Below are 15,014 nucleotides of genomic sequence, written 5' to 3'. Positions count from 1 at the left end.
TTATAAGTATACCTTATTTATATCATCAATATATTTATAAGCAAATAGATTTGCATAAGTCTCACCAGTAACGTGATCTACTTCATTGATATCAAGTTGAACTGGTAGCCAATCTGTAGTATTCGTTAGAATTTTGTTGTTATCTAATATAAAACCATCAACAATAGCATTAGCATTAGCATTTCGCATGAATTTGTCATAATTAAGTCGAGTTACTATGGAGTCCTCTTTGAGTGCAAATAGATATAAAGGAGTTCTAGTTTTTTTGCCAAAATCAACAATGTCAGCAGCTTTCATGGTTTCAATGAGTTCTTTATTAGTGAATATTTTTTCATTAAATAAATCATACATTGAGTTATTACCAGTAGGTATGGCATAGTGAGAAGCAGATTCTTGCTTAGGGAACTTTTTATATAATGCACTATTAAATATAGCAGCAGCAAATTGATTGTTTGGTAAATGCTTTTGTAAGAATAATGTGTCAAAGTTATAACGTTTGCCTTTAATATCACACTTTTCTTGAGAGAATGTTGAACATTGCATTTCAAAGAAGCCTTTATCAAAATCATTTATGCTAATGGTTTTTGAAACGTTACTATAATTCAGGTAGCTCATAAAAGTATTTGCCATTAATCCAGGTTTCAGCATTGATGTGATAAGTTTGCTATGCAGAAAATACTTGCTAGAATTATTGTTATCAGTCATAAAATTTAAGGTGGTCTTACTGGCATCGTAGGCTCCACTTAAGCCAGCTGCGGATCTATATCTATATAGAATATCTAATTTATCTACACCTTCACAGTCACCACGCCAACCTAAACATTTAGCTGTCCATATAGAGTATGCGCCACCTTCAGAATAACCAACAGAAAAAAGATTTAGCGTAGAATTATCTTTTAGACTATATTTCTTACGAATATTAGAACTAACATTATTCAATAAATCAACTGCTGTATTAATAGTCTGTTTTGGGTATAAAACATAAGGGTGGTAGTTTTTATAGTCATCTCCTTGACCAATATAATCAGGAGCAACAACAATATATCCATTAGCAGCATATATAGCAGCATAAATTGTATTAAGATATAAGCTAGTTTCATTTTTTTTATCTAAATTAGAGGGGACACCAGCATTATCAAATACAGTAGGGTGATAGTATAAAACTACTCCTTTTGGATGATTAGTATCAGGAAGCATTACAAGTCCAGATACATGAGATGTTATCTCTCCAGTAGCTGGAAAAGAATTAGTTGCTGTATATGATATTTTGTCAAGCTGGATATCTTTTATGTCTTGGTTGCCAAGAGAATTAACATCGATACCATATTCCTTCATGTTTCTAAAATTTTTATCACAATCATCTTTTGATAAGTTTTTATTACAGAAGTATTTTTTTTTAAAATTCTTTTCAATATCTTGAGTTGTCCATGTTGCTGTATCTACAACCTGTGTATATCCTAAAGAGGAGAACAACATCATGCTCAAAAGTATACTTTTTTTCATAGTTTAAATTTGCTCTTTCTTATCTTAAGTTAATGTTTCTAACATCAGTAATAGTCATTCCAGCCCGCAATGCACTAATAAGACCTGGTACGCCATCTTCAAACACGTGACATTCACGAGGTTTGATATTGTATTTATTGGCTAATAATGTAAATGCTTCAGGCGAGCTTTTATTTGGATGTGAGTCATCTGCTGTAATTATCTTATCAAAATAATCAGTAAGTCCTAGAACATCTAGCGATCTAAGTACATTAACTTTTTTACCACCAGATATAACAATCATAGGCATTTTATTATGATAATGGATAACTAAATCAACTATAGGTTGTATAGGTTTTGTTTGACTTAGCAGTTCGTAAGAAGCTTCTTTAATTTTTTCAGCAATTATTGGGGTTTCAACATCACTGAAGTTAAAGACTTCTTTGAGTATATATTCACTTGGTAGTCCATTATATTTATCGAAATCAATAGATTCTACTTCAGGCTTGGTATTTTTTAAAACACTAAGCCAAGCATCTATATGAATATTCATATTATTTGCAATCGTTCCATCGCAGTCAAAAATTAGGAGTTTTGTGTCATCATGAACAGGTAAAAGCATATTAAATTTTGTTAATAAATATTATTATCAATATTATATACGATAAATAGAGTTGACATAAGTATAATTAGTAAGCAAAATTAGAAGCGTTAAATTTAGAAATTGACCATAAAACTTTGTATAAATGGAGGATAAAATTATGGTATTAGTAGGTAAAAAAGCCCCTATATTCAATGCACCAGCTGTATTAGGAGCTGGTGAGATTGTTGATAGCTATGACTTCGCTAAAGCTATTCAAGGCAAGTATGCAATTGTTGTATTCTATCCATTAGACTTCACATTTGTTTGCCCATCTGAACTTATCGCTTTAGATAAAAGAACAGCTAGATTAAAAGAGCTTGGAGTTGAAGTGGTTTCTGTATCTATAGATTCTCATTTTACTCACAATGCTTGGAGAAATACTCCAATTAATGAAGGTGGTATTGGACCAGTTCAGTACACTATGGTTGCGGATATTAATCAAGAAATTGTTAAAGCTTATGATGTACAATCAGAAGGCGGTATGGCATTCAGAGGTACTTTCTTGATTGATAAATCTGGAGTTGTTCGTCATCAGGTTGTTAACGATCTTCCACTAGGTAGAAACATGGATGAAGTAATCAGAATGGTAGAATCATTACAGTTCCATGAAGAGCATGGTGAAGTTTGTCCTGCTGGTTGGAACAAAGGTGATGAGGGTATGAAAGCATCTCCTGAAGGTGTAGCTGAATACTTATCAGGTCATGTTGTAGATTTATAATTTATCGATTATTCTATTATTTTCTATTTAAATTTAATCAATATTTATTGCGCATAGATGAAAAATATTTTTCTAATACTAATAAGTTTGCTTATGCTGACTTATGATGTCTATGCTGCAAGTGATGTTACAGATATCAATACACAACAAAAACTAGTTGATACTGATGAATCAAAAGGAAATGTTTCGAAGATGATTCAGCTTTGGATACTGTTGAACAGTATTAAGGAGAATCTATCACACTAGGATCAACTTTTGATGTAGGAAAATCTCTTTTAAAACTATCTCATGCAGATAAGGTCAAACCACCATTCTATCAAGGAATAAAAAAATAATGTAATATTCTCTCAAGCAATGCTTAATACACAGCAAGAAACTGGTGATCCAGAATTTGTTATCTTATCGCGTCAAAATGGTTTATTAAAAGATGATTACTTATATGTAGGAGGAATGGCTTCCTTTACGCCCACTTGGGGCAGAAATTCTCAAAATGGTGTATCAGCAAACTCAATTAATAATTATGCACTAGAATATTATGTGGCGAGTACATTGGGTGAGTGGACTTCTGTATATGCCTCTTTAAGTACCTATACGATCAATGGTAAGTGGTCTGCAACTCCAGGTGGCGTGTACTTTATATTAAGTAATCTTAATAAATTACCTGTTTATACATATGCTACATTATCAACTGTAAATTTTGGTAATTTTGATGAAACTACTAACATTATATCAACATTAACACGTTTATATTTTATGCAGTCGGGTGGTAATGTTAACCTTTCATATAACAAAGATGGCTTGCAGACTAATTTTGTGTTTTTAGCTACATCTAAGGGTGGTTTTTTGAAAGTAGCTAATGCGTATGAAGGTAATTCTAAATTAAGTTTTGCTGTTAACATGAAATATACTCAAGATTTACAAAGCGTAGGGGATTACTGGTATGTTGGTGCTGCCTACTCAAATGTTTCGGGTTTTACAAATGATCATAATGATAATGTTGGCGTAGTAAATTTTAATTTAGGAATGAATATTAGTAAACTTGAATTTGTTAATGAGTTTGTATTTACAGATAAGGGAGTAACGTCAGTGACGGATGTATCGGGAGGTTTTAATCTAAGAGAATCTTTTGCATATCAATATTTCCAGATTTAACTTCAAATCAATTTTTAACAAGTGGAGGTAATGTTTTTGGTTGGTCATCACAGCTTGATTATACAGCAAATGTTATGAACAAAGATCTAGTTCCTTTTGTTAGTTATTCTCAAATTCAACAAGCATCTGATAATTATGCGGCATCAGTTTCTACAGGATTTAGATATAATGTTTTTGCTGATGGATGGTTAGGTTTTAGTTATACATATGTGAAAGGACAAGCAAAAAACTTTTCCGAGCAAGATAATATTATGACTATGTACTTAAGAATATTTAATCTAAAACAGATTGTAAATAATATAATAAGATAAATAAATATAATGGATAGTAATTAGAAGTCTATAATGTTATATTAATGCACACTAAAGAAATTATAGGAATTTTATGTCTGATTATCCTTGTCCTAAATGTCAATCTGAATATGTTTATCAAGTTTCTGAAATGTTAATATGCCCAGAATGTGGTTATTAATAGCAACCAAATGAAAGTGCTGATGAACAGCTAGTTGTCAAAGATTCAAATGGCAACCTTCTTGTCAATGGTGGTACTGTTACTGTAATCAAAGATCTTAAGTTAAAAGGTTCATCACAAGTTATCAAAGTAGATACTAAGGTTAAGAATATTCGTTTAGTAGAGGAAGATCATGATATTGACTATAAAGTCGATGGCTTTAGAGCTATGAAATTAAAGTCTGAATTTGTGAAAAAAGTATAAAATGAAATCTACTAGGATATTTTTTCTTATTATTTTTGGATTTATTAGTAGTTTTTGTTATGCATATTATATAGAAGAAAATGGTAAAAAAATTCCTGTGAGCAAAAGAGTAGCTGATACTATAGATGATATTGAAATAAAAGAAGGTGAAGCACTAAGTCAGCAGCAGATTGTTGACATAATAGAACAAAATGACAAGGACTTAGGTAACAAAGAATTTATAGTTTCATGCTTAGAAAATTAGTAGCTTTAGCAAGTATTTTGATGATATCTACATTTAATGTAGCGATTAGTGCTACACAAAGTACAGATTCAAATTCAGATATTTCTAACTTTGCAGAGAATAGCTATGATTCGGATGATATTCGTAGACTTGAATCTAATGCTTATAGAAGAGTTTTTCCTAACCAAGATTATATATTCAATAAAGCTCCTTTGAGTGTTGAACAACAAGAAAAAATTGAAAAGCAAGCGATTCAAGACTTATCAGTTAAAGAGAGTGAAGCTCTAACAGATAGTGAAAAACGTGCATTAGCTAAGAAGACTTTTGATACTAAAGTTAACCAAGCATTGAATATTGATGCTATAAAAACCTCATGGTTTAATGGATTTAGGGTCAGTGAGACACTAACTCACGCTATGCTTAACGTACAGTCAGATACCGGAGATCCTTTATTTAAGCTCCAAGCTAGACAGCAAGGTATTTTGGACGATAACTATATATATTTTGGGACTAAAGTAGCTCTAATTGATTGGCAAAGACTAAATAAAGTGCCACCAGGTGGTGAGCAAAGATTTTTTTCATATGCTGTAGATTTTTATGCTGCATCTACAATTTCCAAGTGGTTTACCTCTTTAGTTGGTTTTACATTATATCAAGATCATCAAGATGGCTTTAATATAGATCCTAACACCATATATTTAATTGTAGGAAATTTGTCCGAAAGTCCATTTTTTGGTTATGTTGCCAACTCAACTGTAATGTATGGTAATTTTGATATTGTATCAAACTATGTTTCAACATTGACTAGAATATATTTTATGCAGTCTGGCGGTAATATAAATTTTTCTTACCATACTCAAGATCTGCATTTAAATGCAGTACTTCTAAATGCAAATTCTAATAGTTATTTTGGTGTTACCAATGCACAGAGTAAAAGTGGTGTAGGATTTTCTTTAAATAGTAAATATGTTTACGAGATGGATACTATTGGAGACTAGCAGTTTTTCGGAGCAGCATACTCAAATGTATCAGGTTTTCAAACCAAAAATGGTGGAAATATTGGAGCATTTGATGTTAACTATGGTTTAGCTATTTCAGATATCAACTTTGAAGCCGAGGCTCTTTTAACAGATAGAGGGGTTGGAGGTATCAATAATCCTTCTTCTGTTAGCCCAAATAATATTGCAGGAGTCCATTTTTGGGTTCAGTAAGACCTAGTGCTGCGCTGATATATGACAATTTCTTAGGTACAGGAGAAAATGTAGGTTCCTGGTCTTTACAATCAAGCTATACGGCAACAGTTTATGGCAAAAGACTGATTCCTTATATTGACTACTCACAGGTTTTGCAAAACAAATCAAATTTTGCTTATCAGTATAGTTCAGGTTTGAGATATAACGCTTTTTATGGTTCCTGGTTAGGTTTGGATTATACAAATATTTATTCACGCAGTAGTAATTTTAGGGAGCGACAGAATTATCTTTCTCTAAACTACACTATATACTTATAGACGTGCACTGTTATAATTAAACGTTAGTAAAGTTAATGAGGTTTTTTTGATGTCTAGGCAAGTTTTTATAGATACAGAGACAACTGGTTTTGATTATAAGATTGGTAACAGGATCATAGAATTTGGAGCGGTTGAGGTTATCGATAGAAAAGTTACAGGTAATAACCTACATTTCTATTGTAATCCTAATTATGAAGTAGAGGCAGGAGCATTAGCTGTTCATGGACTTACTAATGAATTTCTAGCAGATAAACCGCTTTTTGAAGAAAATGTTGAAAAAATGATTGGTTTTTTAAAAGGTGCTGAAGTGATCATTCATAATGCAGCATTTGATGTGCCATTTATAAATTGGGAGCTTGGGCTTCTAAAAAATAATAAATACGGTACTTTAGAGCAGCATGTTGCAAAAATTACTGATAGTTTAGAACTTGCTAGAAAAAAACATCCTCTTCAAAAGAGTAACCTTGATGCTCTTTGTAAGAGGTATCACATTAGGAATGACCATCGTACTTTTCACGGAGCTTTATTAGACAGTGAGTTGTTAGCCGATGTTTATCTTGCTATGACTGGTGGACAGACTAATCTTGTTTTACAAACCACAAAAAATGCTAGTAAGAATAATATAGATATTGACTTTGATAAGTTAAATTTACGTTCAGCCTTAGAAAATATTATAAATACCTCAGAACACGATAAATATCTTTGCGATATATTGAAATTAGAAGAGTCTAATAAATGGTAAAAAAAATAATATTTACTGAAGCTAATAAAGAAAGTTTATCTCATGTGGGTAAAGACTTCTTTGATCGAGATGTATTTCTAGAAAAATCTACACATCTAGCGTGGTTAGAATTATATAAGGCAGCAACAAAAGAAGGTATTTCTTTATATATAGTATCGGGCTTTAGAAGTTATGAATATCAGCAGAAAGTAATAGATAGAAAACTAGCTAATGGCCAAACTCTAGAACAAATTATGAAAGTGAATGCTTTGCCAGGAGAAAGTGAGCATCATACAGGAAGAGCTATTGATTTGACTACTGATGGTGAAAAAGAGGTCTTAACAGAGTTGTTTGAGAGTACATTGGCTTTTAGATGGTTAAGTAAAAATGCTCATAGATTTGGATTTAAAATGAGTTTTCCTCGTGATAATGAATATGGATATATTTATGAACCTTGGCATTGGTGTTATCAAAAATGAAGAGAAATAAAGTAAATAAACTTCTAATACTAGTTATATCTATAGTTTTTTTAAACTCATGTACTACTACTGATAAAGAAGTGACAAAAATAAAATTTGCTTCTTATAGCTATCCTTGGATATTTGCTCCGGTAAGAAAGAATCTTGTAGAAAATAATATATCTGAGGCTATAAATAAAAATAATGATATTGCTAACATAAAGCAGTTTAAAAATCTTAACTATCTTGAATCAGGAAGATTGCATCAGCTTAATGATAATTATCCAGAGTCAATAAAATTCTATGATAAAGCAATTCAATCTATACCAAAGAATGAAGAAGAATCATTAGAGCAAGCAAAGAAAATTTTATTGGATAAAAATACATATAATTATTATGATATTAGAACAGCATATAACATTCCTGATTATGCAATAAGCTTTTTGTACACATATCAAGCACTTAATTATTTAAAAACAAATAATGTTAATCTAGCACTTAAATCATTAGATAGTTTAGGTACTGCTAAAATTTGGCGTAATGAACAAGATTTAATTGTAGGAGGTATGAAAGAGCTTGCTAAAGAAGATCTTGATAGAAATGATATTACTAATGATAATTTAGGTATAGATAGCTTCAAATCATTAAAATCTATGCTTGAATTTTCAGCAGTGATTCCAAATGCTTATGGCAATCCGATGACTTATTATCTAAAAAGTTTATTAGATTCAGCTGTTTCAAAAAACTATCAAGAGTCATTAAACGATCTCGAAAATGCTCAGAAGTATACAGTTGGTAATAGATATCTTGATCAAACTGCTAATGAATATCGATCTGCAGTAATTGGAGAAATATCGCCTTTTTCTATGGGTATGGGAAGGGTTGTAGTTTTTTATGAGCAAGGTCTTGTCAATATACGTAAGTCTGCCAAAGATAATCTTGATCTAGGAGATATAGGAGTTAGAAAAATGGAGTTTTCTGTATATAAAACTAAGTATAGTTTTTTTGATCCTAAGAGAGTAATAATATCATCAGGTAATAATATATTAGCGGATACATATACAGAAACTTTACTTGATACAACTTTGTATGCCATGAAATCATTTATTGAAAGTTATTCAAAGGTTGTTACTCAGAATGTTGTGATCGAAGCATTCAAATATGATTATGATAAAAAATTTCCTTTAGGAGGTATTTTAGGTAGCCATTTAAAATTTGATTTGTCAAACACAGATCCAAAAAGAGCTGATATGAGATCGTGGTTGTTATTACCCAATAGCATTGATTTATTTGAGCAACAAATCGATAGTGGTAACTATACAATCCAAATTAATAATATTCGTCAAAAGATAGATGTAAAGCAAGGTAAAACTACTTTATTATGGATTGTAGATATTGGAAAGTTTAAAAAAGTATACTATTTCATTTTTTAGAATATAAAGTTAGTATTCTCATAGTTTTAAATTAATTAATCATTTCTATTTTTAAGACTTAGTTATCAGATATCTTCAAAATAACTAATAAATCCAACACGAATTATATTTACTCATAGCAGTCCAAGTGATATAAATTAAAGTACAAGAGACGTAATTTTGAGGTATTTATGAAAAATATCGTAATACTTGGTGCTGGCTGAGTCGGGTCTTTAGTTAGTTGCTTACTAGTTGAAAGTGGCGATTATACTGTTCATTTAATTGATAGATACATTCCTCATGACAAACCAATTTTAGAAAAAAATGTAGATAATTTGATATACGTGGAATTAGATGCTACTAACTCTTCAGATTTAAAAAACTATGTGCAGCAGAATGATGTAAAAACTATAGTTTCATGTTTACCATTTTTCCTTAATAAGGATATAGCTAAGATAGCAGGTGAGTTAGAGCTTAACTACTTTGATTTGACAGAAGATGCGGGGCCACTAACTATATCAAAAGTATAGCAGATAAAGCAGAAAATAGTTTCTTTGCACCACAGTGTGGCTTAGCCCCTGGATTTATTAGTATTGTATCTAATAATCTTAAGCAAGAGTTCGACTCAATCGATACCGTACGTATGAGAGTAGGGGCTTTACCTTTAAATGTTTCAAATACACTCCAGTATGGTTTAACTTGGTCTACCGAAGGGCTTATAAATGAATATGCTAAGCCTTGTGAAGGAGTTGTTGATAGTGAAAAAAGAACTCTAGCTCCATTAGCTGACGTTGAAGAGATAAAAATAGATGGGCTTACTTATGAGGCTTTTAATACCTCTGGTGGTATTGGCTCAATGATCGAGACTTATGCAGGTAAGGTTAAAAACATAAACTACAAAAGTATCCGTCATCCAGGGCATTGTGATAAAATGAAATTTTTGATGCAAGATATGAAGCTAGGTGAAGATTTGGACACTATGGTTAAGATTATGGAGAGAGCGATTCCAAGAATTAATCAAGATGTAGTTCTTATATATGTATCAGTTGATGGTATCCGAAAAGGTCTAAAAGCAGAGCTTCATTTTGCGCAAAAATATCCTTCAAAACGCATGTTTGGTAAATATTTCTCAGCATTACAATTAACTACTACAACAAGCTTGTGTGTGAGTGTAGACTTATTGCTGAACTCTAAAGATAACCCTACAGGATTTATAAACCAAGAGTCTATATGTTTACAAGAATTAAATTTAGGTTTAGAAGCACATATAACTAATGATAATAAAAATGTTATAGAAACTTTAAGTCCAGCAACTGGTGAGCTTTTGGCTAAGGTTAAAAATCAAAACCTAGATGATATGCAATATGCTATTACAAAGGCTGCGGAGGTTGCTAAACAATGGCGTCAAGTTCTAGCACCTAAAAGAGGTGTGTTAGTTAGACTGATTGGTGAAGAACTCCGTAAAAATAAAGATCATTTAGGAAGCTTGGTATCTCTTGAGATGGGTAAATCGAAGCAAGAGGGTGATAGTGAAGTTCAAGAGATGATTGATATGGCAGATTTTGCTGTAGGACAAGCACGTATGTTATACGGTGTGATGATGAATTCTGAGCGTCACGATAATAGAATGTATGAGCAATGGCATCCATTAGGAGTAGTTGGAGTCATTTCCGCATTTAACTTTCCAGTAGCTGTGTGGTCTTGGAATGCTTTTATAGCGGTTATTTGTGGTAATACTGTAGTGTGGAACCTTCAGAAAAGACACCGTTATGCTCAATTGCTGTACACAATATATGTCAAAAAGTAATTCAAGAACATGGTTATCCTGAAATTTTTTATACAATAATTTCTAAAGAAATTGAAGTTTCAAAGGCATTAGTTAATGATGAAAGAGTAAACTTAGTATCTTTCACAGGAACTACAAAGGTTGGTCAAGATGTAGAGCAACAAGTAGCTAAAAGATTTGGCAAGTCAATTTTAGAGCTAGGCGGTAATAATGCTACAATTATTGATGAATCAGCTAACCTAAAATTAGCAATACCAGCCGCAGTTTTTGGAGCAGTTGGTACAGCAGGGCAGAGATGTACTTCTCTAAGAAGGCTATTTGTACATGAGTCGATCTATGATTTGGTCAAAGATAAAATGGTCAATGCCTACAAACAAGTTACAGTTGGCGATCTACTAGATCAAAAAAATCTTATGGTATCTCTTATAGATCAAGCATCAGTTGATAATTTCTTAAAAACTGTAGATCAAGCTACAATAGAAGGCGGTAAAATTTTAACTGGAGGTAAAAAAATAGCAAAAGCTGGTTTCTTTGTTGAGCTAACAATAATTAAAGCAAATACTAATATGCTAATAGTAGCAGAAGAAAATTTCTGTCCTATTTTATACATAATGCCATTCAAAGATATTGATGAAGCAATCAAATTCAACAATAGTGTTAGATATGGTTTATCAAGCTCTATATTTACTGATAATATCCAAAATGCTGAGAAGTTTCTATCAAGTTTAGGTAGTGATTGTGGTATTGCTAATGTAAACATTAGTACATCAGGTGCTGAAATTGGAGGCGCGTTTAGAGGTAAAAGTATACTGGTGGCGGTCGTGAAGCTGGTTCAGATGCGTGGAAGGCATATATGCGACGTCAAACTAGCACTATTAATTATGGTAAGGATTTACCGTTAGCACAAGGAATCAAATTTAATCGGGAAGATTAGTTATGAGTTTTAAGATTTTAGATAAACTTTGGGATCAGTATATTGAGACTAATCCACATGTCAAACAGGTTTATGACGCATTTGTAGAGGAGGGTGAAAAACCTGTTAATGACCATATAGCTTTAAGGACTTTAGATAATCCAAAAATAGATATAAATGTATTATCAAAGCCTTTTATAGATATTGGTTATAAGGTATGTGGATATTATGACTTTGAGGTCAAGAAGCTAAAAGCTATACATCTTGAGCACAGTGATCATACTCAACCTAAAGTTTTTATTAGTCAGCTTTTGGTTAAGGAATTTAGTTCATTTTTACAAAAAACAATAGAGGTTTGTGTAGAAGCTATACCTAATAGTTTACTAAAAAATCCTGAAGCTTTGTTGACATCTGGAGCTAGTTGGAGTTTTATAAGTTACAAAACTTACCAAAAGCTTCTCGAAGAGTCTGAATATGCAACTTGGTTTTATGCTTTTGGTTTTAGAGCGAATCATTTTACTGTCTTTATTAATGATTTGAAAAAGTTTAGAGAAGTTTCTGAGGTTAATGATTTTCTAAAATTAAATGGCTTTGTATTAAATACTTCAGGCGGAGAAATCAAAGGAACACCCGCAGATTATTTAGAACAATCAAGTACAGTTTCAGGTAATTCTGAAGTTAAATTTATAGAAGGTAAGAAAGAGATTCCTTGTTGTTACTATGAGTTTAAGACTAAATCAAAGTGGAACATTTTGGATGCATTCTCACTATGGCTTTCAAGAGCAAACATATGTTGAGGCGCCGTTAATAGTCTATCCAAAAAATTATGATAATAAAAATGATATTGTTGTGATGTTTCAGGATTTTAGTTTTAAGAAGCCTGAAAAAATAATGAGTGATTTAAAACATAATGATAATAGTAATGACCATATACACCATATGTATAAGGGTTATATGGCTATGAAGCCAAATATGCAGATGGATTTAAACGATGTTGAGTATGATGATTTTTTAACTAATTATAAAACAGATGATAATCCTGAGATTAAAACTGTCATACTAGGTCAAACATACAGATTAAGGTTTATAAATGGTTCTACATCGACAAATTTCTGGATAAATTTAGGTGATTTAAAAGGCAAGGTTATTGCTATAGATGGAGTAGATGTTAAACCTTATCAGAGTAATATTTTTCAGTTAGCAATTGCTCAAAGGATGGATATTGAGGTTACAATTACTAAAGCAGGAACTTTTCCTATTTTAGGTCAAGTTGAAGGGCAGAAAAAACAAACAGGAGTTATCTTAATTACTGATAAAAGTAATAAAGACCTTACAGTTTCTAAAGAAGCAAATACTGATTTAGGAGCTTTTAATTATAAACAACTAGAGATGTTACATCCCCAAAAAAGATTCTATCAAATTAGATAATGTTGAAAAAACTATAGATTTAAAGCTAACAGGCAATATGAAGGATTATGTTTGGAAAATTAATAATCAGACATGGCCAAATGTCACTCCTATAGAGTTAAAATATGGTAAGATGCATTTGTTTGAAATAGATAATGAGACAGAGATGTCTCATCCTATACACATTTATGACTATGATTTTAAAGTTGTTAAAATTAACGGAAAATCTATAGATGATGGGGTTATAAGAGATACATTATATGTAGAGCCTAAATCTAGCGTAACCATAGCACTAAAAGCAAATGAGTTAGGAAAATGGTTTATTCACTATCATATGCATTCAGGAATGATGACTTTTATAGAAACCAAAAGAACTAACGTTTAACAGTATTTGAAATTATCTCACTAATTTTTATAAATAAATCTTCATAAATCGAGCTTTTACGCATAACTAAATCTATTTCTCTGAAGAAATCACCATTATCAATATCGATATATTTAACATTTTCAGCTTTAGTACAAGCTGTCTTAGGAATTAATGTAACACCCTCATCAATAGATACCATCTGTCTTAGAGTTTCTAAGCTACTGCCTTTGAAGTCATTATTATTAAAATCCTTTAATGAACACAATTTCAATGTTTGATCTCTTAGACAGTGTCCTTCATCAAGCAACATAAGATTTTGTTTAACAATTTCAGTTATACAAATTTTTTTATTTTTTGCTAGTGGATTAGTCTTTGCCACAGCTACATAGAATTTATCGTCAAAAACTTTTTTTCTTTTAAACTGATAGTTATCCGTAGGAGTCGCCAAAAGAGCAAAGTCGATCTTACCTTGATCAAGCATATTTACAAGAGTATCAGTTTTTTCCTCAATTATAGAGATACTTAGATTCGGAAATTCTTTTTTGATTTCAGGTAAAACTTTTGGCATCAAGTATGGGCATAATGTTGGAAATGCTCCTATTGATATGCTTATTTTTCCGTTATTTAAATGTAGTTCAGATATCTTTTCTAAATTTTTTACTTCATCTAAAATCTTATAAGCTTGATTAACTATTTTCATACCGGCTTTTGTAATTAAAACTTGTTTCGTACCACGCTCAAAGATTTGAATACCAATAAGTTCCTCAAATTTTTTTATTTGCATACTTAGAGCTGGTTGACTAACATAGCACTTTTCTGATGCTGTAATAAAGCTTTTAGTTTCATATACGGAAATGATATATTCAAGAGTACGAGTATTCATATAAGTAAAGCTTATAGTTTCTATAAAGATTATATATTTTAAATTATCTGTCAAAGTAATACAATATCAGTGTAACTTAACAAAAAAAGAGTTAGATATGACTAAAAGAGTTCCTAATGTAACTTTTAAAACTAGAGTAAGAGATGAAAGTATCGGTGGATCAAGTCCATTTAAATGGCAAGATGTTACATCTTCAGATATTTTTGATAACAAAAGAGTAATAGTTTTTTCATTGCCAGGAGCATTTACTCCAACTTGTTCTACTTATCAGCTACCTGGTTTTGAAAATAACGCAGCTAGATTTAAAGAACTAGGAATAGATGAAATTTATGTTTTATCTGTAAATGATAGCTTTGTAATGAATAAGTGGATACAGGCTTTAGATGTTAAAAATATTAAACCAATTCCTGATGGTAATGGTGAGTTTACAGAAGCTTTAGATATGTTAGTAGACAAATCAAACCTAGGCTTTGGTAAAAGGTCTTGGAGATATGCGATGATCGTTAATAATCACGAAATTGAAAAGATGTTTGTAGAGCCAGGTAAGCGTGATAATGCTGAAGATGATCTATATGGAGAGTCTTCTCCTGAGAATCTTCTAAAATATTTAGAAGCTAAATAGCAA

General features: G+C 31.4%; 13 protein-coding genes and 5 pseudogenes. 15 read left to right on the top strand and 3 right to left on the bottom strand.

The annotated features are described in order from the left end of the window. Both FNO12_RS05415 and FNO12_RS05410 read right to left on the bottom strand, forming a co-directional pair. Positions 1-1,503 carry an alpha/beta hydrolase family protein gene (locus FNO12_RS05415; RefSeq protein WP_014715019.1) on the bottom strand — a complete coding sequence of 501 codons (1,503 nt, stop codon included), beginning with the start codon at positions 1,501-1,503 and terminating at the stop codon, positions 1-3. A gap of 19 nt (positions 1,504-1,522) precedes the next feature. Beyond that, positions 1,523-2,104 (bottom strand): HAD family hydrolase, encoded by a 582-nt coding sequence (locus tag FNO12_RS05410; RefSeq protein ID WP_030005628.1) that lies wholly within the window; start codon positions 2,102-2,104, stop codon positions 1,523-1,525. 139 nt (positions 2,105-2,243) lie between these two features. Between FNO12_RS05410 and FNO12_RS05405 the strand changes: the two genes are divergently transcribed. From FNO12_RS05405 to FNO12_RS05345, 14 genes and pseudogenes are all read left to right on the top strand, one after another. Next, complete coding sequence (locus tag FNO12_RS05405; protein ID WP_014715017.1) at positions 2,244-2,843, top strand: peroxiredoxin; 600 nt, start codon at positions 2,244-2,246, stop codon at positions 2,841-2,843. Between the two features lie 57 nt (positions 2,844-2,900). Next, a pseudogene (locus FNO12_RS05400) lies at positions 2,901-4,306 on the top strand (hypothetical protein). A gap of 73 nt (positions 4,307-4,379) precedes the next feature. Further along, positions 4,380-4,709 (top strand): annotated as a pseudogene (locus FNO12_RS05395) (zinc ribbon domain-containing protein YjdM). A 1-nt stretch (position 4,710) separates the two neighbouring features. After that, positions 4,711-4,953, top strand: a complete 243-nt coding sequence (locus FNO12_RS05390; protein WP_014715015.1) for a hypothetical protein — start codon at positions 4,711-4,713, stop codon at positions 4,951-4,953. Then, positions 4,938-6,442 (top strand): annotated as a pseudogene (locus FNO12_RS09670) (hypothetical protein). Before FNO12_RS05390 ends, FNO12_RS09670 begins: the two are co-directional and overlap by 16 nt. Before the next feature lie 49 nt (positions 6,443-6,491). Then, the gene (dnaQ, locus tag FNO12_RS05375; protein ID WP_030005626.1) at positions 6,492-7,184 is read left to right on the top strand and encodes a DNA polymerase III subunit epsilon; all 693 of its coding nucleotides are present in this window, start codon (positions 6,492-6,494) and stop codon (positions 7,182-7,184) included. Continuing rightward, entirely contained in the window at positions 7,178-7,642 is a 465-nt protein-coding gene (locus FNO12_RS05370) for a M15 family metallopeptidase (RefSeq protein ID WP_030005625.1), read from the top strand. Before dnaQ ends, FNO12_RS05370 begins: the two co-directional genes overlap by 7 nt. Then, entirely contained in the window at positions 7,639-9,054 is a 1,416-nt protein-coding gene (locus FNO12_RS05365; RefSeq protein ID WP_014715012.1) for a COG3014 family protein, read from the top strand. The genes FNO12_RS05370 and FNO12_RS05365 overlap by 4 nt, the downstream gene beginning before the upstream one ends. A 260-nt stretch (positions 9,055-9,314) precedes the next feature. Next, complete coding sequence (locus FNO12_RS10655) at positions 9,315-9,563, top strand: hypothetical protein (protein ID WP_231138790.1); 249 nt, start codon at positions 9,315-9,317, stop codon at positions 9,561-9,563. Then, positions 9,551-9,922: pseudogene (locus FNO12_RS10650) on the top strand (saccharopine dehydrogenase family protein); the annotation flags it as partial. The gene FNO12_RS10655 and the pseudogene FNO12_RS10650, both read left to right, overlap by 13 nt. A 339-nt stretch (positions 9,923-10,261) precedes the next feature. Then, positions 10,262-11,753 (top strand): annotated as a pseudogene (locus tag FNO12_RS05360) (aldehyde dehydrogenase family protein). 2 nt (positions 11,754-11,755) lie between these two features. Further along, positions 11,756-12,529 (top strand): DUF1338 domain-containing protein, encoded by a 774-nt coding sequence (locus FNO12_RS05355; protein WP_014715010.1) that lies wholly within the window; start codon positions 11,756-11,758, stop codon positions 12,527-12,529. Further along, entirely contained in the window at positions 12,489-13,160 is a 672-nt protein-coding gene (locus FNO12_RS05350; RefSeq protein WP_014715009.1) for a cupredoxin domain-containing protein, read from the top strand. Before FNO12_RS05355 ends, FNO12_RS05350 begins: the two co-directional genes overlap by 41 nt. A gap of 37 nt (positions 13,161-13,197) precedes the next feature. Further along, on the top strand, positions 13,198-13,524 hold the full coding sequence (locus FNO12_RS05345) for a multicopper oxidase domain-containing protein (protein ID WP_014715008.1): 327 nt from the start codon (positions 13,198-13,200) through the stop codon (positions 13,522-13,524). Here the strand turns inward: FNO12_RS05345 and oxyR are convergent. Beyond that, the gene (oxyR, locus tag FNO12_RS05340; RefSeq protein ID WP_014715007.1) at positions 13,514-14,389 is read right to left on the bottom strand and encodes an oxidative stress transcriptional regulator OxyR; all 876 of its coding nucleotides are present in this window, start codon (positions 14,387-14,389) and stop codon (positions 13,514-13,516) included. The two genes, FNO12_RS05345 and oxyR, sit on opposite strands and share 11 nt — an antisense overlap. Before the next feature lie 97 nt (positions 14,390-14,486). On the opposite strand from oxyR, the gene FNO12_RS05335 reads away from it, so the two are divergent. Next, entirely contained in the window at positions 14,487-15,011 is a 525-nt protein-coding gene (locus FNO12_RS05335; RefSeq protein WP_014715006.1) for a peroxiredoxin, read from the top strand. The last annotated feature ends 3 nt before the right edge of the window (positions 15,012-15,014 follow it).

The sequence above is a fragment of the Francisella orientalis FNO12 genome, assembly GCF_001042525.2.
Lineage (GTDB): Bacteria > Pseudomonadota > Gammaproteobacteria > Francisellales > Francisellaceae > Francisella > Francisella orientalis.
This window is presented reverse-complemented; position numbering and strand designations above follow the sequence as displayed.

Bases quoted from the DNA above. Each gene is read 5' to 3' on its own strand.
- FNO12_RS05415 (WP_014715019.1), bottom strand. From the start codon at position 1,503: ATGAAAAAAAGTATACTTTTGAGCATGATGTTGTTCTCCTCTTTAGGA.
- FNO12_RS05410 (WP_030005628.1), bottom strand. From the start codon at position 2,104: ATGCTTTTACCTGTTCATGATGACACAAAACTCCTAATTTTTGACTGC.
- FNO12_RS05405 (WP_014715017.1), top strand. From the start codon at position 2,244: ATGGTATTAGTAGGTAAAAAAGCCCCTATATTCAATGCACCAGCTGTA.
- FNO12_RS05390 (WP_014715015.1), top strand. From the start codon at position 4,711: ATGAAATCTACTAGGATATTTTTTCTTATTATTTTTGGATTTATTAGT.
- dnaQ (WP_030005626.1), top strand. From the start codon at position 6,492: ATGTCTAGGCAAGTTTTTATAGATACAGAGACAACTGGTTTTGATTAT.
- FNO12_RS05370 (WP_030005625.1), top strand. From the start codon at position 7,178: ATGGTAAAAAAAATAATATTTACTGAAGCTAATAAAGAAAGTTTATCT.
- FNO12_RS05365 (WP_014715012.1), top strand. From the start codon at position 7,639: ATGAAGAGAAATAAAGTAAATAAACTTCTAATACTAGTTATATCTATA.
- FNO12_RS05355 (WP_014715010.1), top strand. From the start codon at position 11,756: ATGAGTTTTAAGATTTTAGATAAACTTTGGGATCAGTATATTGAGACT.
- FNO12_RS05350 (WP_014715009.1), top strand. From the start codon at position 12,489: ATGCATTCTCACTATGGCTTTCAAGAGCAAACATATGTTGAGGCGCCG.
- FNO12_RS05345 (WP_014715008.1), top strand. From the start codon at position 13,198: ATGAAGGATTATGTTTGGAAAATTAATAATCAGACATGGCCAAATGTC.
- oxyR (WP_014715007.1), bottom strand. From the start codon at position 14,389: ATGAATACTCGTACTCTTGAATATATCATTTCCGTATATGAAACTAAA.
- FNO12_RS05335 (WP_014715006.1), top strand. From the start codon at position 14,487: ATGACTAAAAGAGTTCCTAATGTAACTTTTAAAACTAGAGTAAGAGAT.